Annotated in this window: 19 protein-coding genes; 11 read left to right on the forward strand and 8 right to left on the reverse strand. The window is 71.5% G+C overall.

Annotated elements, in window-relative coordinates; all coding sequences use genetic code 11:
• Nucleotides 1-401 precede the first annotated feature (401 nt).
• The 5 genes from WQO_RS36395 to WQO_RS13785 are packed head-to-tail and all read left to right on the forward strand — an operon-like array spanning nucleotide 402 to nucleotide 4,344.
• The gene (locus WQO_RS36395; protein ID WP_007455151.1) at nucleotides 402-578 is read left to right on the forward strand and encodes a hypothetical protein; all 177 of its coding nucleotides are present in this window, start codon (nucleotides 402-404) and stop codon (nucleotides 576-578) included.
• Between the two features lie 10 nt (nucleotides 579-588).
• The gene (locus WQO_RS13770; RefSeq protein WP_010059710.1) at nucleotides 589-1,296 is read left to right on the forward strand and encodes a hypothetical protein; all 708 of its coding nucleotides are present in this window, start codon (nucleotides 589-591) and stop codon (nucleotides 1,294-1,296) included.
• Nucleotides 1,293-2,345 (forward strand): DUF6895 family protein, encoded by a 1,053-nt coding sequence (locus tag WQO_RS13775; RefSeq protein ID WP_010059708.1) that lies wholly within the window; start codon nucleotides 1,293-1,295, stop codon nucleotides 2,343-2,345. Before WQO_RS13770 ends, WQO_RS13775 begins: the two co-directional genes overlap by 4 nt.
• Complete coding sequence (locus WQO_RS13780; RefSeq protein WP_010059706.1) at nucleotides 2,342-3,283, forward strand: DUF6895 family protein; 942 nt, start codon at nucleotides 2,342-2,344, stop codon at nucleotides 3,281-3,283. Before WQO_RS13775 ends, WQO_RS13780 begins: the two co-directional genes overlap by 4 nt.
• Nucleotides 3,280-4,344 (forward strand): serine hydrolase domain-containing protein, encoded by a 1,065-nt coding sequence (locus tag WQO_RS13785; RefSeq protein WP_010059705.1) that lies wholly within the window; start codon nucleotides 3,280-3,282, stop codon nucleotides 4,342-4,344. Before WQO_RS13780 ends, WQO_RS13785 begins: the two co-directional genes overlap by 4 nt.
• A gap of 41 nt (nucleotides 4,345-4,385) precedes the next feature.
• Here WQO_RS13785 and rsmI read toward each other — a convergent pair whose 3' ends face one another.
• Complete coding sequence (rsmI, locus tag WQO_RS13790; protein ID WP_032748223.1) at nucleotides 4,386-5,267, reverse strand: 16S rRNA (cytidine(1402)-2'-O)-methyltransferase; 882 nt, start codon at nucleotides 5,265-5,267, stop codon at nucleotides 4,386-4,388.
• Between the two features lie 53 nt (nucleotides 5,268-5,320).
• Between rsmI and WQO_RS13795 the strand changes: the two genes are divergently transcribed.
• The gene (locus WQO_RS13795; RefSeq protein WP_058953982.1) at nucleotides 5,321-7,090 is read left to right on the forward strand and encodes a dolichyl-phosphate-mannose--protein mannosyltransferase; all 1,770 of its coding nucleotides are present in this window, start codon (nucleotides 5,321-5,323) and stop codon (nucleotides 7,088-7,090) included.
• A 141-nt stretch (nucleotides 7,091-7,231) separates the two neighbouring features.
• Here WQO_RS13795 and WQO_RS36400 read toward each other — a convergent pair whose 3' ends face one another.
• Together WQO_RS36400 and WQO_RS13800 are read right to left on the reverse strand one after the other, a co-directional pair.
• Nucleotides 7,232-7,387 carry a hypothetical protein gene (locus WQO_RS36400; RefSeq protein ID WP_010059700.1) on the reverse strand — a complete coding sequence of 52 codons (156 nt, stop codon included), beginning with the start codon at nucleotides 7,385-7,387 and terminating at the stop codon, nucleotides 7,232-7,234.
• A 580-nt stretch (nucleotides 7,388-7,967) separates the two neighbouring features.
• Nucleotides 7,968-8,393, reverse strand: coding sequence for a DUF3592 domain-containing protein (locus WQO_RS13800; RefSeq protein ID WP_167552035.1), 426 nt, complete (start codon nucleotides 8,391-8,393; stop codon nucleotides 7,968-7,970).
• A gap of 336 nt (nucleotides 8,394-8,729) precedes the next feature.
• On the opposite strand from WQO_RS13800, the gene WQO_RS13805 reads away from it, so the two are divergent.
• Nucleotides 8,730-10,367 carry a penicillin-binding transpeptidase domain-containing protein gene (locus tag WQO_RS13805; RefSeq protein WP_058953983.1) on the forward strand — a complete coding sequence of 546 codons (1,638 nt, stop codon included), beginning with the start codon at nucleotides 8,730-8,732 and terminating at the stop codon, nucleotides 10,365-10,367.
• Between the two features lie 96 nt (nucleotides 10,368-10,463).
• Here WQO_RS13805 and WQO_RS13810 read toward each other — a convergent pair whose 3' ends face one another.
• A complete protein-coding gene (locus WQO_RS13810) occupies nucleotides 10,464-11,036 on the reverse strand; it encodes a 3'-5' exonuclease (protein ID WP_010059693.1) in 573 nt (190 codons plus the stop codon).
• A gap of 153 nt (nucleotides 11,037-11,189) precedes the next feature.
• Between WQO_RS13810 and WQO_RS13815 the strand changes: the two genes are divergently transcribed.
• Complete coding sequence (locus WQO_RS13815; RefSeq protein WP_010059692.1) at nucleotides 11,190-11,717, forward strand: YbaK/EbsC family protein; 528 nt, start codon at nucleotides 11,190-11,192, stop codon at nucleotides 11,715-11,717.
• Complete coding sequence (locus WQO_RS13820) at nucleotides 11,714-12,565, forward strand: DMT family transporter (RefSeq protein WP_010059690.1); 852 nt, start codon at nucleotides 11,714-11,716, stop codon at nucleotides 12,563-12,565. The genes WQO_RS13815 and WQO_RS13820 overlap by 4 nt, the downstream gene beginning before the upstream one ends.
• A gap of 8 nt (nucleotides 12,566-12,573) precedes the next feature.
• On the opposite strand, the gene WQO_RS13825 is transcribed toward WQO_RS13820, so the two are convergent.
• Entirely contained in the window at nucleotides 12,574-12,798 is a 225-nt protein-coding gene (locus WQO_RS13825) for a DUF397 domain-containing protein (RefSeq protein ID WP_010059688.1), read from the reverse strand.
• The gene (locus tag WQO_RS13830; RefSeq protein WP_010059686.1) at nucleotides 12,795-13,673 is read right to left on the reverse strand and encodes a helix-turn-helix domain-containing protein; all 879 of its coding nucleotides are present in this window, start codon (nucleotides 13,671-13,673) and stop codon (nucleotides 12,795-12,797) included. The genes WQO_RS13825 and WQO_RS13830 overlap by 4 nt, the downstream gene beginning before the upstream one ends.
• Nucleotides 13,674-13,838: 165 nt before the next feature.
• Here WQO_RS13830 and WQO_RS13835 point away from each other — a divergent pair, with 165 nt between their 5' ends.
• Complete coding sequence (locus WQO_RS13835) at nucleotides 13,839-14,273, forward strand: ATP-binding protein (protein ID WP_010059685.1); 435 nt, start codon at nucleotides 13,839-13,841, stop codon at nucleotides 14,271-14,273.
• 120 nt (nucleotides 14,274-14,393) lie between these two features.
• On the opposite strand, the gene WQO_RS13840 is transcribed toward WQO_RS13835, so the two are convergent.
• A complete protein-coding gene (locus WQO_RS13840) occupies nucleotides 14,394-15,935 on the reverse strand; it encodes an alanine/glycine:cation symporter family protein (RefSeq protein ID WP_010059684.1) in 1,542 nt (513 codons plus the stop codon).
• An 808-nt stretch (nucleotides 15,936-16,743) separates the two neighbouring features.
• Here WQO_RS13840 and WQO_RS13845 point away from each other — a divergent pair.
• Nucleotides 16,744-17,814 (forward strand): hypothetical protein, encoded by a 1,071-nt coding sequence (locus WQO_RS13845; protein ID WP_010059683.1) that lies wholly within the window; start codon nucleotides 16,744-16,746, stop codon nucleotides 17,812-17,814.
• Nucleotides 17,815-17,844: 30 nt separating this feature from the next.
• Here WQO_RS13845 and WQO_RS13850 read toward each other — a convergent pair whose 3' ends face one another.
• Entirely contained in the window at nucleotides 17,845-18,759 is a 915-nt protein-coding gene (locus WQO_RS13850) for an aminoglycoside phosphotransferase family protein (protein ID WP_079055647.1), read from the reverse strand.
• Nucleotides 18,760-18,771 lie beyond the last annotated feature (12 nt).

The raw sequence follows: 18,771 nt of genomic DNA on the forward strand, positions 1-18,771 counted from the left end.
CGAGGGGTTCGAACGGGTGGCCCGTCCCTTCCAGTGGACACCTGCACCCGGATGGACGCACCAGCTCAGAGGCATTGTTGATGCGTTCTTGGCCTCCTTTGGGCCGCCCTTTGCCGACGCATGGCGAGGGTGAGGACCGCGGCTGGAGAGCTCGTGACCGCAGCCGCACCGAGCGCCCCCGAGCGCGCCCGGCGCCAGGTGTGAACGCGCCCGCGTACCACCCCCGCCCGCCCCCCTCCTTTCCCTTGAATTGCCGGGCTTTCACCCCACCCGCCCCACATGAATTCAGCATTCAATTGAATAAGCGATTTTCCCGTCTGACGCTCCCGATTTGCGACGCCCTCATTCCTCCTTTTCACTCGTTACGTCCACCCCATTTCCCACAGGACGGGGAACAACCCATGTTCACCACGGACACCACTGCCACCGACATCGAGCTCGACCTCGACGCCGCTCTCAACCCCGGCGAGGTCGAAGGTCTGTACCGCGACTCCCGCGAGTGCGCCTACCTGGCGCTCCTCGCAGGCGGCGGAGCCCTGCTGCTCTCGCCTCCGACCCCCCGCCCGAAGAAGGGCTAGTCGCCGGCACATGGACCAGACACATGCTTCGTCGCCCCTGGCGGGTGCCGTGCATGACCTGGCAACGGAGGTGGTCCTCGCTCTTCGGAGCGGGGACCACCTCGCCACGGTGTGCGGCGCTGCGGGAATCGACGAGGAAAATCGGACCGGAATCGCGGCGGTACGGGTCATCGGGGCCGACCTGCTGCTGCCGAGTGTTCTGTACGGACGCCATCCGCATCCGGGTGATGTCGCCGTACTCGATCGGGCGGTGCGGGAATTCCCGCCCAAGCCCGACGCTCCGGCCGCCACGGCCTGGAGCCACTGGCACATGATCTCCACGCTCCAGCGCATGGCGCCGCCCGCACCGGGAGCCGCCGCCCCCGGCACGTACGCGGAGCCGGACGCCGCCTGGCTGGAGGAGGCCCCCTGGCAGGCGTTCACCCACCAGCTCTCGGTCCTCGCGCCGCTCGCCGTCCCGGCCACCCCCTCGGCCGTGCAGCGGGCCGCGGCGAACCGGGCCGTCGACCTGTCGCGCGGCTTCGTCCGCGCGGTGCGGCGGCGCGACTGGCTTCAGGCGGCGGGCGCGGGCCGCTGGCTCGCGGCGATCGGCGGCGAACCTGCGACCCTGGGCCTGGACCGCGGCCTGGACTTCGTCGAGCTGATGGGCGGGCACGACCCCCGGGTGACCCTCCATGTGCGGGCCGCCCGGCTGATGGCCGAGGCGAGGGCCCGGTGACGACGACCGCGACCCAGGACCCGCAGGGCCGCCCCGGGGCCGGGGCGGGCCCTGAGGCTTCCGGGGCCTCCGGGGCCGCGCTCGCCGTCCTCCCCGGCGTCCTGCGCTCCGCCCTCGCCTGGACCGACGCGCACCGCACCCGCTTCGCGCTCCCCGACGACGTCCTGGAACCCCACACCCAGGTCAACGCCACGCTGAAGCCGCTGGGCGAGCTGGCCCAGCTCGGCTCGACGATCCGCCGCACGACCGCCCCCGGCGCCCCGGAGCACGAACGGGCCGGGGACCTCGTCGCGTACGCCTGGGAGCAGGTGCACGAGGGCGCGCTGCTCCTGGAACTGCTGCGCGCCGAGCCGTTCGCCGCGTACCCGTACGAGATCTACGCCGCCTTCGCCGGGTACGGGCTGCGCCACGAGGGCTTCGAGGCGCTGGCCCGCCCGCTCACCGCGACCCGCGCCTGGGCCCACACCGAGCAGCACGCCAACCGCCAGCTCGGCCTGGTCAACTCCGAGCGCCGGGTGGGGGTGGTGACCCACACGGACGCGGGCGGGGTGCTGTCCCGGACCTGGCTGGGCGGTCTGTCCGAGCCGTGGATGTTCGAGGGCCCCTCCGGCTACGCGCTGACCCACACCGTCTTCCACCTCACCGACTGGGGCCGGATGCCCGACCGGGTGCCGAAGAAGATCGACGGCTATCTGCGGACCTGGCTGCCCGCGTGGGCGGACGGCTGTCTGGAGAGCGGCCAGTGGGACCTGACGGGTGAACTGCTGGCGGTGGCCGCATCGCTGCCGGGCCCGGCTCCCGTGGAGCTGCTGGACGCGGTCTGGCCGGTGCTGGCCGACGTCCAGCACCCGACCGGCTGCGTCCCGGAGACCGGTGTGCCGGCCGAGGACCCGTCGCCCGACCCGTACCCCTTCATCGACTGCTACCACTCCACGCTGGTGACGGCCTTCGCGGCGGCCCTGTCCCTCAGATCGCTGCGGCAGACGGACGAGCGGGCAGGCAAGCGGACAGGCGAAACGACTCCCGGCCGGGAAAGGCACACCCCATGAGCAGCGGCACCACCAGCGGCATCCAGCAGATCCACGACGTCGGGGCGAAGGCCCTGGGCTGGCTGTACGAACACCGCGAGGGCTTTCGGCTGGAGGCGGACCCGTCCCCGGAGGCGGGGGTGCTGGACCGGTTCAAGCCGCTGGGCGAGCTGGCGCTGATCGGGAAGGTCATCTTCCGCGAGGGGGTGGCCGGCTCCCAGCAGTCCTCCCTCGCCCACAAGCTGCTGGACCACGCCTGGCACGAGCTGCTGGGCTCCGGGGAACGGCTGCTGGAGGGCCAGCGGCGCGAACCGCTGTCGCCGGTGCCGCTGGAGGTCTACGTACCGTTCCGGGAGCTGGGCTACCGGCAGCCGGACCTGGAGTCCGCGATCCGGCTCAACCACCGCCTCGCCAGCTGGGCGGCGCTGGAGGTGCTGCCGGTGCGACGCCTCGGCCTCAGCGCCATCGAGCGGCGGTTCGGGGTGGAGCCGAGCGTTCCGGAGACGGCGGCGCTGGCCCACACCTGGCTGGCGCGCAGGCCCGAGCCGTGGACGGTCGAGGGGCATATCGGCTACGACATCACGCACACGGTGTTCCACCTCACCGACTGGGGCGAGAAACCGGCCGGGCTCCCCGCCGACATCGCGGAGTACCTGGCCCTCTGGCTGCCGGTCTGGCTGGACGACTGGCTGGACCTGAAGCGCTGGGACCTGCTGGGCGAGCTGCTGGTGGTCGACGCCTGTCTGCCGGAACCGACCCTGGACCCGGCGGCCTGGGCCGGGTTCGCGCAGGCCCAGGAGCCGGACGGGGCGATGCCGGTGGTCGGCGGGATGCCGGAGGGGGACGAGGAGTCGGTGTTCGACCTGATCTACCACCCGACGCTGGTCGCCGCGTTCGCCTCGGCGCTGGCGATGTCCCGCGCCCTGTCCGACCTGTCCGCTTCCCCTGCCCCGGCATGACCGACACGACGGCGGCCCCGGTGACCGCCCCCGTCTCCCCGGCCGCCACCGCCCGCCTCCTGGCCGAGGCCGCGCGGGCCGTCGACGCGCCCGACCTGGTGCTCGCGGTCAGCCGGAACGGGGTGCGTACGGTCCACAGCGGCGGGAGCGCGGAGCCGGGCCCGGTCCCCCGCGAGCTGACGGCGTACGAGCTGGGCTCGGCGTCGAAGCCGTACGCGGGGCTGCTGCTGGCCCGGCTGGTGGCACAGGGCCGGGTGCGGTACGAGGACCGGGCGGCGGACCTGCTGGCCCCGGGCTTCCCGGTGCACCCGGCGGTACGCCGGATCACCCTGCGCCATCTGCTCACCCACACCTCGGGGCTGCCGGGCCTGCCCGCCGACTTCTACCCGCAGGCGGTGCCCCGCTGGTCGACCGACCCGTACGGCGGCTACCCGGCCGACCGGGTGGTTCGCGCCTTCCTGCGGGCCCGCCCGCGCCACCGGCCCGGCACCCGCTGGCACTACTCGAACTTCGCCGTCTCGGTGCTCGGCCACACCCTGGCGGCGGCCACCGGGACCCCGTGGGAGGTCCTGCTGCACCAGCAGGTGCTGGCCCCGCTGGGCCTGGACGCGACCCGGGTGCGCCCGGGCCCCGACGGCACGGACGCGGTGGGCCACCGCCGGGACGGCACGCCGGTGCCCGCGCTGGACACCGGGGGCTTCACGGCGGCGGGCGCGGTCCGGGCGACCCCGCTGGACCTGCTGACGTTCCTGGAGGCGCATACGGGGGGCGCTGCGGGCTCCCCGACAGACTCCTCACTGGCCGCCGCACTCACCGAGGTGACCCGCCCGGTGCTTCGGCGGGGCCTGCGCCACGCGCACACCCACACGCTGACGTGGTTCCAGCACCCGACCCCGTACGGCCCGGTCCTCTTCCACGCGGGAGCGACCCTCGGGCAGCAGGCGTTCCTCGGGTTCCGCCCCGGGACGGGTCTGGCGGTGGCGGCGACGGCGACAAGGCGGGTGCACCGGGCGGACACGTTCGTGGCGACGGCGTACGGACTGCTGACGGAAACTCGGTAAGCACTGCTGTACGTACTAGGGCGTAGACACCGCCGTACGCGCTAAGGCTTCTGCGGGGCCTTCTCCGCGTTCTTGGCGGCGACGACCGCGTCGAACACCTCCCGCTTCGGCAGCCCGGCATCGGCGGCGACGGCGGCGATGGCCTCCTTGCGCCGCTCCCCCGCCTCCTCGCGCACCCGTACGCGCCGCACCAGTTCCTCGGCGTCGAGGTCCCCGGGGCCGGTATCCGCCGCCCCCTCCACCACGACGGTGATCTCGCCGCGCACCCCGTCGGCGGCCCAGACGGCCAGCTCGCCGAGCGGCCCGCGCTTGACCTCCTCGTACGTCTTGGTCAGCTCGCGGCAGACGGCGGCGCGGCGCTCGGCGCCGAAGACCTCGGCCATGGCGGCGAGGGTGTCGTCGAGCCGGTGGGGGGCCTCGAAGAAGACCATGGTGCGCCGCTCGTCGGCGTTCTCGCGGAGCCGGGAGAGCCGTTCACCGGCCTTGCGCGGCAGGAACCCCTCGAAGCAGAACCGGTCGACGGGCAGACCGGAGAGGGCGAGGGCGGTCAGCACGGCACTGGGCCCCGGCACGGCGGTGACACGAATATCCCGCTCCACGGCGGCGGCGACGAGGCGATACCCCGGGTCGGAGACGGAGGGCATCCCGGCATCCGTCACGAGAAGCACACGAGCTCCACCGCTCAGCGCCTCGACCAGCTCGGGCGTCCGGGCGGACTCGTTCCCCTCGAAGTAGGAGACGACACGCCCCGAGGTGTGGATGCCGAGCGCCTGGGTGAGCCGGCGCAGCCGCCGGGTGTCCTCGGCGGCGACGACGTCGGCCCGCTCCAGTTCGGCGGCGAGGCGGGGCGGGGCGTCCGCCACATCGCCGATGGGGGTCCCTGCGAGCACGAGCGTTCCAGTCGTTCCAGTCACATCAGCCATCCTCGCAGCACGGGCAGCACCCTTCGCACAGATGCGTTCCCTACGATGGCGCGGTGACGAGTACCGCACCCGAGACCCAGCGGGGCCACGACGCCGGGGACCCGCTCGGCGAACAGCCGACCTCCTGGCAACGGCGGCTGCGCCGCTTCGGCCATGTCCCCCGCCCGGAGACCTCGCTCCGCGACCGGCTGGACCCGCCGTACACGCGGCCCGGACGGCAGGTGTGGTCGGTGCTCGCGATCCCGCCGCACGTGGCGGACCGCCTGGTGCGGTGGTCGGCGTGGGGCGGCCCGCTGCTCGTGACACTCGTCGCGAGCCTGCTGCGCTTCTGGAAGCTGGACCAGCCGCATGCGGTGATATTCGACGAGACGTACTACGCGAAGGACGCGTGGGCGCTGGTCAACCAGGGGTACGAGGGGTCCTGGCCGAAGGACGTCGACAAGCAGATCCTCAACGACCCCTCCTCCGTCCCGATCCCGACCGACCCGGGCTATGTGGTGCACCCGCCGGTCGGCAAGTGGATCATCGGCTTCGGCGAGCAGCTGTTCGGCTTCACGCCGTTCGGCTGGCGGTTCATGGTGGCGGTGCTCGGCACGATCTCCGTGCTCCTTCTCTGCCGGATCGGCCGGCGCCTGTTCCGCTCGACGTTCCTGGGCTGCCTGGCGGGCCTGCTGCTCGCGGTGGACGGCCTGCACTTCGTGATGAGCCGGACCGCGCTGCTGGACCTGATCGTCATGTTCTTCGTGCTGGCGGCGTTCGGCTGCCTGGTGGTGGACCGGGACCACGCCCGCCGCAGACTGGCGGCCGCGCTGCCGGTGGACGAGGAGGGCGTCCTGCGCCCGGCCGCCCGGGTGGCGGAGACGCTGCGCCTCGGCTGGCGGCCGTGGCGTCTTGCGGCGGGCGTGATGCTGGGCCTGGCGTTCGCGACGAAGTGGAACGGCCTGTACGTGCTGGCGGCGTTCGGCCTGATGACGGTGTTGTGGGACGTAGGCGCCCGGCGCACGGCAGGCGCGGTACACCCGTACCAGGCGGTGCTGCGCCGCGACCTGCTGCCCGCGTTCGTCTCCACGGTCCCGGTGGCGATCGTCACGTACATCGTGTCCTGGACCGGCTGGATCGTCACGGACAAGGGCTACTACCGCAACTGGGCGGCCACCGAGGGCAAGGACTCCTCCTGGAGCTGGCTGTTCCCGGACTGGCTGCGCAGCCTGTGGCACTACGAGAACCAGGTGTACGACTTCCACGTCGGCCTGACCTCGGGCCACACGTACGAGTCCAACCCCTGGAGCTGGCTGGTGCTCGGCCGCCCCGTCTCGTACTTCTACGAGGAGCAGACGGGCTGCACGCAGTCGTCCACGGGCAAGTGCGCCGCCGAGGTCCTGGCCATCGGCACCCCGCTCCTGTGGTGGCTGGCGTGCTTCGCCCTCGCGTACGTGGTGTGGCGCTGGTTCTTCCGCCGCGACTGGCGGGCCGGCGCGATCGCCTGCGGCGTGGTGGCGGGCTGGCTCCCCTGGTTCTTCTACCAGGAGCGGACGATCTTCCTCTTCTACGCGGTGGTGTTCGTCCCGTTCCTCTGCCTGGCGGTCACGATGATGCTGGGCGCGATCGTCGGCCCGGCGGCAGGCAAGGGCGCCCGAGCCGAACTGGGCCTCACCACCCACGACCCCACCGGCGAACGCCGCCGCACCCTGGGGGTGATCGCGGTGGGCGTGCTGGTGCTCCTGATCATCTGGAACTTCATCTACTTCTGGCCGCTCTACACCGGGACGTCGATCCCGGAGGACCTGTGGCGGGACCGGATGTGGCTGGACACGTGGGTGTAGGCGCCGCGGTGCGACGGAAGCGAAAAGAAGAAATGCGGGCGGGCCGCGACGACAACGCGTCGCGGCCCGCCCGCATTTCACGGGATTCCGCCTTGTCGGCGGAATTCCCGGATCTCCAGAAGTCGGATCTGGAGCTGAAGCTTAGAAGAAGTGCTTTCGCCCGCCGACGGCGCGGCCGGTCGCACCGAGGATCCACAGGATGGCACCGACCAGGATGAGGATGCCGCCGATCGTGGTCAGCAGGCCCATGCCAACAAGCAGGCCGATAATCAGCAGAATAAGTCCGAGGATGATCATTTTCTATTCCCATCGTCAAGTCCGGTTCAGACACTCGCGTGCCTGCGCTTCACAACGGCCTCAGTGCACCCCACCGGTATGTCCCGGCTCCGAATGTCGCCAGGACCTCGTTGCGAAGGTCCGTGTGCCCGGCTATTCGGCGCTCACACACATCGATCACACAGATCTTCGAAATTTCTGGAACCGCCGCCTCCGGCTCGGGCTCCGGGACCGCGTCCGCCGCTCCAACGGGTTGCCGTGGGTGCGGTGGGTGCGGGGCGGCACGCGATGAGCGCGACAGAGCGCGGCGCACCCCCGCACCGAGGGCCGACGGACCCGCGCCGCCTTTCGCCGAGCACGCCGCAGGGCTTCGTCCGGAGGACACCGTCACCGCCCTGCGGGACGTCGTCGGATTGCGCTCGTTCGGGCTCGACGTCTCCGACACCCAGGACATGGTGACCAGGGCCTGGGGCCGGGTGCCCAGGCGATGGCCGCTGGACCATGGGCCCGCCCGGAGCTACCCAGGCGGTGTTTCTCCCCTCGCCCCGGACGCAGGCCTGAGCGCAGCCAGGCACCCGCCCGGCCTCGCCTCAGCCCCTGGTCACCCCGCAACTCCCGCCCCGGCCGCCGCCTTTCGCCGCTGCCGCGCCAGGAAGACCGCCGCCACGGCCGACAGCACCAGGAAGAGCAGAGCGGCACCCGCCGACATCCAGGCGAACAGGGCCGCGCCTCCGCCCCCGACATCCTCATCGCGGGCCACCACCTGGGGATCGTCGGCCTGGTAGCGGACGGTCACCGCGGCGCCCACGGACTGCTTGCCGCCGCCGCTGCCCGTCGGCAGATCCGCCACCACGGTCCGCCCGTCGGCCTCGAACTCGACCCGGCACTGGCCGATCATGCACGACCCGCTCGTGTGCAGCGTCGCGTCGGCCCGCTCGCCGTCCCGGAGGGAGCGCAGGTGCTCGGCCGCCGGAAACAACACCAGCAGCGAGAGCGTCCCCAGCAGCAGCGTGAGCGTCACTGACATCACCAGGGACCCACGGGGCCCCAGCCCGCTCTGCCCGCTCCCCGCTGCGCCCTCGTTCACTTTGCCTTGGACCTGTCCCGCCCTCCCCGTCCGTCGGCGCCCGGCAGACGTTCCCCGTTCTGGTGTACGACGCAGACTAGTTCGGGTGTCCGGGTCGGACCGGGGCCGGGAGACACCGTCGGGCCCCTCCCAGCACAGACCGCACCGGAGAGCGCTTTCCAGCCAAGCATTCCGGTCCGGTAACAACCCCCTCACCGTCCGCCACGAGCGCTTAGGGTTCCTGATGGTTGCCCCTTGAACGTGTTCAGGGGGGCTCCTGGGGAGGGGGACTGCGAGATGCGCAGTGGAGCGAAGGTCGCCGCCATCGGCGGAGCGTTCGTGCTGGTGGCCGGCGGGATCGGTTACGGGGCGTACAGCATGCTCGGGGACACGGGCGGCGGGGGCGGCGGTACGCAGAGCGCGTCCGAGTCGTCGAAGGTGAAGACGGGGCCGCCGAGCGCGGAGGAGATAGCGGAGACCTCGAAGGGCTTCTTCGACGCGTGGGCGACCGGGGACGCGTCGGCAGCGGCCCTCCTGACCAACAACGAGGCGGGCGCGGAACCGGTGCTCGCCTCGTACGGCGGGGACGCCCACATCGGCAAGGTGAAGATCACTCCCGGCCCGGCCGTCGGCACGAAGGTCCCGTACACGGTCAAGGCCACCGTCGCGTACGAGGGAAAGTCGAAGCCCCTCTCGTACGCCTCGGAGTTGACGGTCGTCCGCGGACTGACGACGGGCAAGGCCCTCGTCGACTGGGCCCCGACCGTCGTCCACCCGCAGTTGACGGAGGGCGCGACGCTGAAGACGGGCGAGTCCTCGACGCCCGCGATCGAGGCCGTCGACCGCAACGGCACGGTGCTGACGAAGGAGAAGTACCCCTCACTGGGGCCGATCCTGGACACCCTGCGCCAGAAGTACGGGGAAACCTCGGGCGGTTCAGCCGGCATCGAGACCTGGATCGAGCCCGCCGACGAGTCCCAGCCGGACGTCAACCTGCTGACCCTGTCCAAGGGCAAGCCGGGCAAGGTGCAGACGACGCTGGACGCGAACGCGCAGGCGGCGGCCGAGCGGGCGGTGAAGAAGTTCGCCCAGGCGTCGGTGGTCGCGGTGAAGCCGTCCACGGGGGCGATCCGCGCGGTGGCCAACAACCCGGTGACCGAGTTCAACGTGGCACTGCAGGGCAAGCAGGCGCCCGGCTCGACGCTGAAGATCATGACGGCGGCGATGCTGCTGGAGAAGGGGCTCGTCACGGCGAACAAGGCGGTGGAGTGCCCCAAGGACGCCATGTGGCAAAGCCGTTCATTCCACAACCTGGACAACTTCGATCTGCCGGACGGCTCCACCTTCACCCAGAGCTTCGCCAAGTCCTGCAACACCGCCTTCATCAAGCTCATCGACGACACGAAGGACGACGCCGCCCTCCCCAAGATCGCCAAGGACGTCTTCGGTATCGGACTGGACTGGAAGACGGGCGTCGTCACCACGGACGGCAGCGTGCCGGAGGAGGTGGGCGGTGAGGCGGCCGCCCAGTACATCGGGCAGGGCACGGTCCAGATGAACGTCCTCAACATGGCGTCCATCACCGCGACGGCCCGCACCGGTACCTTCCGCCAGCCCGTCATCGTCCCGCAGTCTCTGGACGACCGGGAGTTGGCGACGGCCTCGCGTTCGCTGTCGCCGTCCGTCACGCAGCAGCTGAACACGATGATGCGTGCCACGGCCGCCTGGGGCACGGGCGCGAAGGCCATGGCGGGCGTCGGCGGCGACAAGGGCGCGAAGACCGGTTCGGCGGAGGTCGACGGACAGGACACCTCGAACTCCTGGTTCACCGGCTTCAGCAACGACCTGGCGGCCGCAGCGGTCGTCCAGACCGGCGGCCACGGCGGCGACGCGGCGGGCCCGGTCGTGGCGGAGGTGCTCAAGGCGGGTGGCTGAGACCGGAGTTGGCCCGCGCGGGCGGCTGACCTGCTCGGGCCGCTGCGCCCCGCCCCCGCCCTCGGCGCGTCAGCGGCTGAGCCTGGCCCGAAGCCCCTACCCCGCCGCCCAGTCCCCCCGCCCCACGAGGTCCAGCACCAGGGCGCCGATGTTCCACGCGTCGTCGTCGCCCCGGTGGTGGCGGCCCTCCAGCGGGAGGCCGGCCGTCTCCAGGGCCTGGACCATGCCGGGGCGGCGGCGCAGACCGTACGCAGCGGTGAAGGCGGCCTTGGCGTTCGTGTAGCGCTGGCCGAAGGGGTAGGCAGCCCCCGTCGCCCGGCACTGGCGCGTGAACTGGTTACGGTCGTAGTCGCCCCAACTGGCCCACGGCAGAGGGCCCGTGCGGTGTTCGGCCGCCAGCACCCGGCAGGCCTCGGCGAACGGCAGGCCGCCGTCCACCTCCGCCTGCGTCAGCCCGGTCAGCTCCGTGCAGAACGGGCTGACCTCCGAGCGCGCGGGCCGGACCAGCAGCCGGTGCTTGGCCAGGCGCTCACCCGCCCTCAGGTCGACGACCGTGAGGCCGATCTCGATGATCTCGCTCACCTGCCCGGGCGGTGGCTGCCCCTCCCAGCAGGTCGCCTCGACGTCGACCACGTTCAGCAGGTACGCGTCCCGCTCCCCCATGTCCATGGGGTGAGCGTAGAAGCGCCGCCGCCCCGGGGCACCCGGGTTTCGCGCCCCCACTGCCCGAGCGGGTCACGGCACGCTGCGGGCTCCTGCCCGGTCGGCCCACGCTCCGGAACCCCCTCGCGTGCATAGTGCACAGACCGCTAGCGTTCAGCCATGAGCACACCCGAATCCGCAGAAACCACTCCCTCCGCACCGGCCGCCCCCGTCTCCCACGCCCACCCCCGGTTCGCGGAGGCGCTGGCCGAGCTGGGTCTCCAGGTCGAGGTCCGCCGCTTCCCCGACGCGACCAGGACCGCCGTCGAGGCCGCGGCGGCCGTCGGCTGCGCGCTGAGCGAGATCGTGAAGTCGCTGGTCTTCACGGCGGACGGCGTGCCGGTGCTGGTCCTGATGGACGGGTCGTCCCGGGTGGACGTCGAGCTGGTACGCCGCGAACTCGGCGCGCAGAAGGTCAAGCGGGCGGACGCGGACCTGGTCCGGGAGACGACGGGCTACGCGATCGGAGGCGTACCCCCCTTCGGGCACGCCACGAAGACCTGCGTCCTGGCTGACCGGCGCCTCCTCGACCACGCGGTGGTGTGGGCGGCGGCGGGCACCCCGCACACGGTGTTCCCGCTCGACCCGAAATCGCTGATCGCCCACGCGGGCGCGACCGTCGCAGATGTGCGCGAGCCCGCGAAGTGACCCCGCTGGTCGCCCTCGCGGTCCTCATAGCCGCCGTCACGCACGCCAGTTGGAACGCCATCGCCCACGCGATCAAGGACCAGCTGCTCTCCTTCACGCTGATCTCCGGTGGCGGCCTGCTGATCGGCGCGGCGATGGCGCTGTTCGCCCCGTTCCCGGCGGCGGGCGCCTGGCCGTACCTCCTCGTCTCGGCCGCGCTGCACGTCGCGTACATGCTGCTGCTGATGCGCTCGTTCACGCTGGGCGACTTCGGCCAGATGTACCCGATCGCCCGGGGCACGGCCCCGCTGGTGGTGACGGTCCTGGCGGCGGTGTTCGTCGGCGAGCGCCCGGACGCCTGGGCCACGGCGGGCGTGGCGGTGGCCTCGGCCGGACTGGTCGGCCTGGCTCTGTGGGGCATCCGGGGTTCCGGGAAGCGCCCGCACTGGCCGGCGATCGTGGCGGCCCTCGGCACGGGCCTGGCGATCGCGGGGTACACGACGGTGGACGGTGTGGGTGTACGGGCCTCCGGCACACCGCTGGGTTACGTCGCGTGGCTGATGATCCTGGAGGGCCTGGCGATCCCGGCGTACGCGTACTACCGCCGCCGCGCCGAACTGCTCCCGCAGCTACGGCCGTACGCGGTACGGGGCCTGCTCGGCGCGGCTCTGTCCGTCGTCGCGTACGGGCTGGTGCTCTGGGCCCAGACGAGGGCTCCGCTCGCCCCGATCGCGGCGCTGCGCGAGTCGTCGATCATCGTGGGCGCGGCGATCGGCACGCTGTTCTTCAAGGAGCGCTTCGGGGCTCCGAGGATCGCGGCGGCGGGGCTGATGGTGGTGGGCATCGGCCTGATGCTGCACACGAGTTGAGACCGGCTTCAGCGGCCTTCGTCGCCACTGCCGCCCGCGTATGGCACGAAGGCCGCCCATGCGGTGGGGGTGAGGGCGAGGCGGGGGCCTTGCGTGTTCTTGGAGTCGCGCACGAGGACGGCGTCCGGGGCGGCCGCGACCTCGACGCACTCGTTGCTGTTGCTGCTGTCGCTGTAGCTGCTCTTGAACCAGCGCAGTTCGGACGCGCCTCCGGCAGAGGTGTCGCTGTTCATGTCTCTCCCAGCACTTGCTCGATGAAGGCCCGCGACTCCCTCGGGTTGAGAGCCTGCGCCCGGATGATGCCACACCGCAGTTCGATGATCCGCAGGTGTTTCGGGTCGGAGACCGGCCGACTGCCGAAGTCGCCTTCGGAGCGGCCCACCGCCGAGCCGTCCTTGAACTTCAGCACCTGCATCTCACCGCCCATTCCGGCGTGCTCGTCACGACTGGTCGGCATCACCTGAATCTCGACGTGGCGCAGCTCGCTCACCTCAAGGAGGTGTTCGAGCTGTCGACGCCACACCATTCTGCCCCCGAGGTGACGTCGCAGGGTCACCTCTTCCTGGACAAAGCTCAACTCCGGCGCGGGCGATCGGCTGAAGATGGACTGACGCGCCATGCGTGCCGCCACCAGCCTCTCCACGTCGTCATGCGGGAACGCGGGCCTGCGCATCTCGAACAGCGCCCGCGCGTACTCCTCGGTCTGCAGCAGGCCGTGGATGTTGTGGTTTCCGTACGCCGAGAGCTCCACGGCGGCAGCCTCCAGCTTCGCCAGCTCGCGGATCTTCTTCGGGTACCGCACCTCCGCGACATCCGGCTTCATCGCCGCTAGCTTCCCGCCCGCCCCGACCGCCACATCCACCGCGTCCATGAACTCCGGGCGCGGGATGCGGCTCCCGCCCTCCACCTTGTAGATCAGGTCCTCGCCGTACCCCAGCAACGAACCCAGCTCGCCCGCCCGCAGGCCCGCCGCCTCGCGCCAGGTCTTGATCTGGCGGCCCACCGCCGCGACGACCGCAGCCCCCGACTCGTCGTCCGGGTCGACCTCCCAACCGGGTTCGTCCACCGCGTCGTTGCCGCGCCCCGTACCGTCATCGACCATGCTCATGCGAGCCCCCGCTTCCGACGTGCGTGCCGTTCCTGCATCAACCGCTTCCGTTCCCCGCACGTCACCGCCGACAGCCCGGACAACGCCGGACAAGCCCCGGACAGTGACCGTACGCAACGGCCGCATCACTGGGAAAGGTACGCCGGGGCGGCCACGCTGAGTGACATGAACCAGGAAGTCGCTCGCGCCCAACACACGCCCACCGAACGCGCGTTCACCGTGCTGCTCTCCCCCACCCGCCGAGGGGCCCGGCTCGCCCGGCTGCTGACCACGGCCCATCTCGGCGCGTGGGGGCTGCCGTCGGAGTCGGCCGCGCACATCGTCGCCGAGCTGGCGGCCAACGCCACCGTCCACGGCCGTGTGAAGGGCCGGGACTTCCAACTCGGCCTCACCGTCCGGGGCGGCACGCTGCGGATCGAGGTCACGGACACGCGCGGTGACAGCGTCCCGCCCGGCCCCGGGGCCGTGAAGCCGCCCGGGGACGACGCGGAGACCGGGCGCGGCCTGCTCATCGTCGAGGCGCTGGCGGACCACTGGGGCATCGTTCCCGGACCGGTCCCGCGCAAGACGGTGTGGGCGGAGATCAATCTCGTACGGTGATCGACCTCGTACGGTGATCGCCGGTTGCGCGGGCTCCTCGATGTGCCGGAGGGCGTTCCACGGCAGATGCCCCTCGCCCCTCCGTACAGGCAGGGCGAGGGGCATCCGGAGCTGTTCGGCTCAGACGGTCGCCTTCGTCGTCTCGTCGTCCGTGTCCCCGCCGGTCTCGGCGTTGCCGCCCGCCTTCCGGACCCGCACGTAGTCGAGGAAGCTGTTCAGCTCGCGCTTGACCACGGGGGCGAGGAGGTACAGGCCGATGATGTTGATGACGGCCAAGGAGAAGAGCACCGCATCGGCCAGGTCGATGAGGGTCTGCAGCGTGAGCAGGGACCCGGAGACGGCGAACAGGGTGTAGAGGGACTTGTAGATCGTCTCGCTGGTGCGGCTGCGGCCGAAGAGGTACGTCCAGGACTTGAGGCCGTAGTAGCCCCAGGTCAGAACGGTCGAGACCGCGAAGAGCAGCACCGCGAGGGTCAGGACGTACGGGAACCAGGGCAGCACGGTCTCGAACGCGTCCGAGGTGATCGTCACGCCGCCGATCGACTCCCCGTCGCGGGCCTCGCCCCAGCTGGCCGGGTTGGCGATGACGATGGTCAGCGCGGTCATGGTGCAGATGATGACGGTGTCGATGAACGGCTCCAGCAGGGCGACCAGGCCCTCGCTGGCGGGGTGCTTGGTCTTGACCGCGGAGTGGGCGATCGGAGCGGAGCCGATGCCGGCCTCGTTGGAGAACGCGGCCCGCTGGAAGCCGATGATCAGCGCGCCGAGGATGCCGCCCGCGACGCCCTCGGGGTTGAAAGCGCCCTCGATGATCGTTCCGATCGCGGCCGGCACGGCGGTGACGTTGACCAGGATGACGACGAGACAGGCGGCGATGTAGATGCCCGCCATCGCGGGGATGAGCCGGCTGGTGACCTGGGCGATGGAGCGGATGCCGCCGAGCAGGACGATGCCGACGAGCGCGGCGATCAGGATGCCGAAGAAGAGCGCACCGCCGGAGGAGCCCATCGCGCCGTCCTCACCGCCGGTGACGGAGACGACCTGGGCGTAGGACTGGTTGACCTGGAACAGGTTGCCGCCGAAGAGCCCGAAGAAGAGGATCATGATCGAGGCGAGGACGGCGAGGACCTTGCCGAGAGTCTTGCCGTTCTTGCCGAAGCGCTCGGCGAGCCCCTTGGGCAGGTAGTGCATCGGCCCGCCGGAGACGGTGCCGTCGGCGTGGACCTCGCGGTACTTCACACCGAGGGTGACCTCGACGAACTTGGTGGCCATGCCGAGCAGGCCGCAGAGGATCATCCAGAACGTGGCTCCGGCGCCGCCGATGGAGACGGCGACGGCCACACCGGCGATGTTGCCGAGGCCGACCGTGCCGGAGACGGCGGCGGTCAGGGCCTGGAAGTGGTTGACCTCGCCTGCGGAGTCCTTGTCGTCGTACTTGCCGCGCACCACGTCCACGGCGAGCCGGAACTTGCGCACCTGGATGAGGCCGAACCAACTGGTGAAGACGAGGCCCGCCAGGACCAGCCAGGTGACGATGAGCGGCACGTCGGCGCCGCCGATGCTGACGGAGTAGAAGACGATGTCGCCCAGCCAGCCGGCTATGGGCTCGAAGAACCCGCTGACGGCTTCGTCGATGTTCTCGGTGATGGAGTCGAGTGACACGTTGGATACCTCGATGACGCTGGAGCGGTGGACCGGTGGGGAATCCTGGCCGTTCGATGTGCGGTGGGGGGAGCGATTCCGGAGGAATGAGCGAACGTCGTTGTCCGGTCGGCGACCCGTGTGTCCCATGGGGTGGACGACGACGGCAGTCGCTCTGGCCTGCTTCCGGGGCGGTCCCGGCTACTCCGCCGCGGCGATGCTTACGCCTGCGAAGTTGGGCATTTGTACCACGCACTTTGCCGGATCTTTAGTGATGCAGGTCACTTTCTCGGCGCCCGCGAGGGAAGATGCGGCGATGGTGACGTCATCGTTATGCGGAACGATGGATACGTTTATCGGACACCTATCTCCAGGTCAGGGACGGTGCCCCTCGCCTACCCCTTGTGCTGCCGCGCAGACGAGGGCGGGGCGATCAGCGCTCGACGGCGTACGCGACGGAACCGGCACCTCGCAGCGCTGAAGCCGTAGCCGCTCTCACCGCATCGCGCCCACCGCGATCCGGTACGTCCCACGCAAGCCCCCACCGGATCGCACGCCACCGCGACCCCCTGCGGCGCGATATCAACTACCTAAAGAACCGGGGGAAAGAACCCCACCCGACCCCACCCCCGGTGGCCACCTGACGGACCCCGGGGGCTTTCGGGGCTTCGTCACTCACACGGGTGACATTTCCCAACTCGGCTCGCTTTCGGGCGGGTTGCCCGTCATATGCTCACGCCAGAACCACATCCCACACATACGTCGGCCCCCGACCGGGACTGCAATCCCAACCGAGGGCCTGGCCACCTAGGAAGACATCACCTTCCCGATGGATACCCAGCAGAATACTGCCCTCACCCGCGCCCTGGCGGAGGTTCCCGGACCTCTCCCGACCTCCGGCGTCATCCACATCACCTTCCCGCACGCCGACCGCTTCACGGTCGTCGGCAACCACCTCGCCCAGCACCCCGACCTCAGCTGCACCGCCGTCGGGATCGCCGTACGCATCCAGTCCCTGCCCCAGGGGGCGAAGGTGGGCGTCAAGGCGCTCGCCGCCCACTGCAAGGAAGGCGAGAAGCGCATCGCCGCCGCCCTGCGCGAACTCGAAGCCCACGGCTACCTGCGACGCGTCCGCGACCGACTGCCGAGCGGCCGGATCATCACCCGCACGGCCTTCTGCAACCGGCCCGCCGCGCTGTTGCACCCCCGCCGCCCGGCAGAGGCAGCACCGCAGCCCGCCAAGCCAGAGCCGACGCGCGAGCCTGCACCCGCGCCCGTACCCATGCAGGAGCCCGCGCCCGTACCCGTACGCATTCCGATGGCCACGCCGCCCGCGCCGGAGGTACCGGTGGCCCCGCCCGCCCCGCAGCCGACACAACCGCAGGTCTCACTCCCCGTACCGCCCTCGCCCGCCCCGCTCTTCGTGCCCCGCGTACCGCCCCCGACTGCCCCCAAGGCGCCTCGCCGGCCGCTCCCCCAGCCCAGCGACCTCACCCCGGAGCTCGACCGCGCGGCCACCGCGTTCCTCAGCGACCTGCACCGCCACGCGTCCCAATTCTTCCTGTCCGAGGACGACGTCCGTCGGCTGGTCCCCGGGGTGGCGGCCTGGCTCGAACGCGCGGCCCGCCCGGACACCATCCGCCGCGCCCTCACCGACGACCCGCCACACCCCCTGAAGCACCCGGCCAAACTCCTCGCCCACCGGCTCACCGAGCTGCTCCCGCCCGCACCACCCGGAGTCGACGACCTCGCCGCGCTGGATCGCGCCCGCCCCCGCGTCACCGTCACACCCTTCCAGACCTGCGACGACTGCGACCGGGCGTTCCGCTCCCCCACCCCCGGCCACTGCCGCGACTGCCGCGAGACCCGCGCCGCATACGCGCAGGCCGCCGCCGCATGAGCAGCCTTACCGGGTCCGCGCGAGCCGAGATCACCGCGTGCGCAGGGCCTCCGCGATCACGACGGCCGCCGGGGCGAGTCGCTGCTCGCCGTCCTCGATGTCCCAGAGGGCGTTCTGCACCAGCCGCCCCAGCGTCCAGCCGGCAGCCCGGGCGCGGTCCAGGCCGAGGGCGTCCGTCAGCAGGTCGAACCGGCGGCGCACCACCCGCAGCGGCTCGCCCTGCGCGACGACGTCGTCCCACCGGCTGTCCAGGGCGGGCCACAGGTCGAACCCCGGATCGCCGGCGAGCGGCTCGGGGTCGATGGCGACCCACGGCTCACGCTCGGCGGCAAGGACGTTGTCGTAGTGGAGATCCCAGTGCAGCAGCCGGTCTCCGGGCTCGTCGGCCAGTTCCGCGACGGCCGAGGCCCAGCCCCGCAGCAGGTCCCGGTCGGCGGGGTCGGTCAACCGGGCGACCGCCTGCGGGACCTGCTCCAGCATCGCGGCAGCGACCTCACCGAGGCCGCGCAGACCCTGCGGCGCGGGGACCGCGACCAGCCGCGCGTGCAGGCCGGCGAGGATGCCCATCGCCACGTCGTCATCGTCGATCGACGCCAGGGTGCTGGCTCCGTCGAGCCGTTCCAGGAGCATGCTGCTGCTCGCGGGGTCGTGATCGAGCAGCCGGACCATGCCGTCGCCGTTCCAGGCGCGGAGTCCGGTCAGCGCGGCGGTGGTCTCCTCCCGGGGCAGCTGGAGCTTGAGAACCGCGCGCGTGCCGTCGTGGCGCTGGACCGGCAGCACCAAGGAGGCCTGGCCGGACCGGACCCCACCGTCCCGCCGCAGCTGCCAGCGTTCCAGCAAGTCCGCAGCGAGAGAGGGCAGTCTGGCGATCCAGGCTCTCCCCTCCTGGCCGAAGCCCGTGGCGTACGACTCCACCAAGCGGTGCGGGATCTCGTCGGCGGCCAACGCGTCGGGCGC

Origin of the sequence: Streptomyces globisporus C-1027, from assembly GCF_000261345.2 — a bacterium.
Classification (GTDB): domain Bacteria; phylum Actinomycetota; class Actinomycetes; order Streptomycetales; family Streptomycetaceae; genus Streptomyces; species Streptomyces pakalii.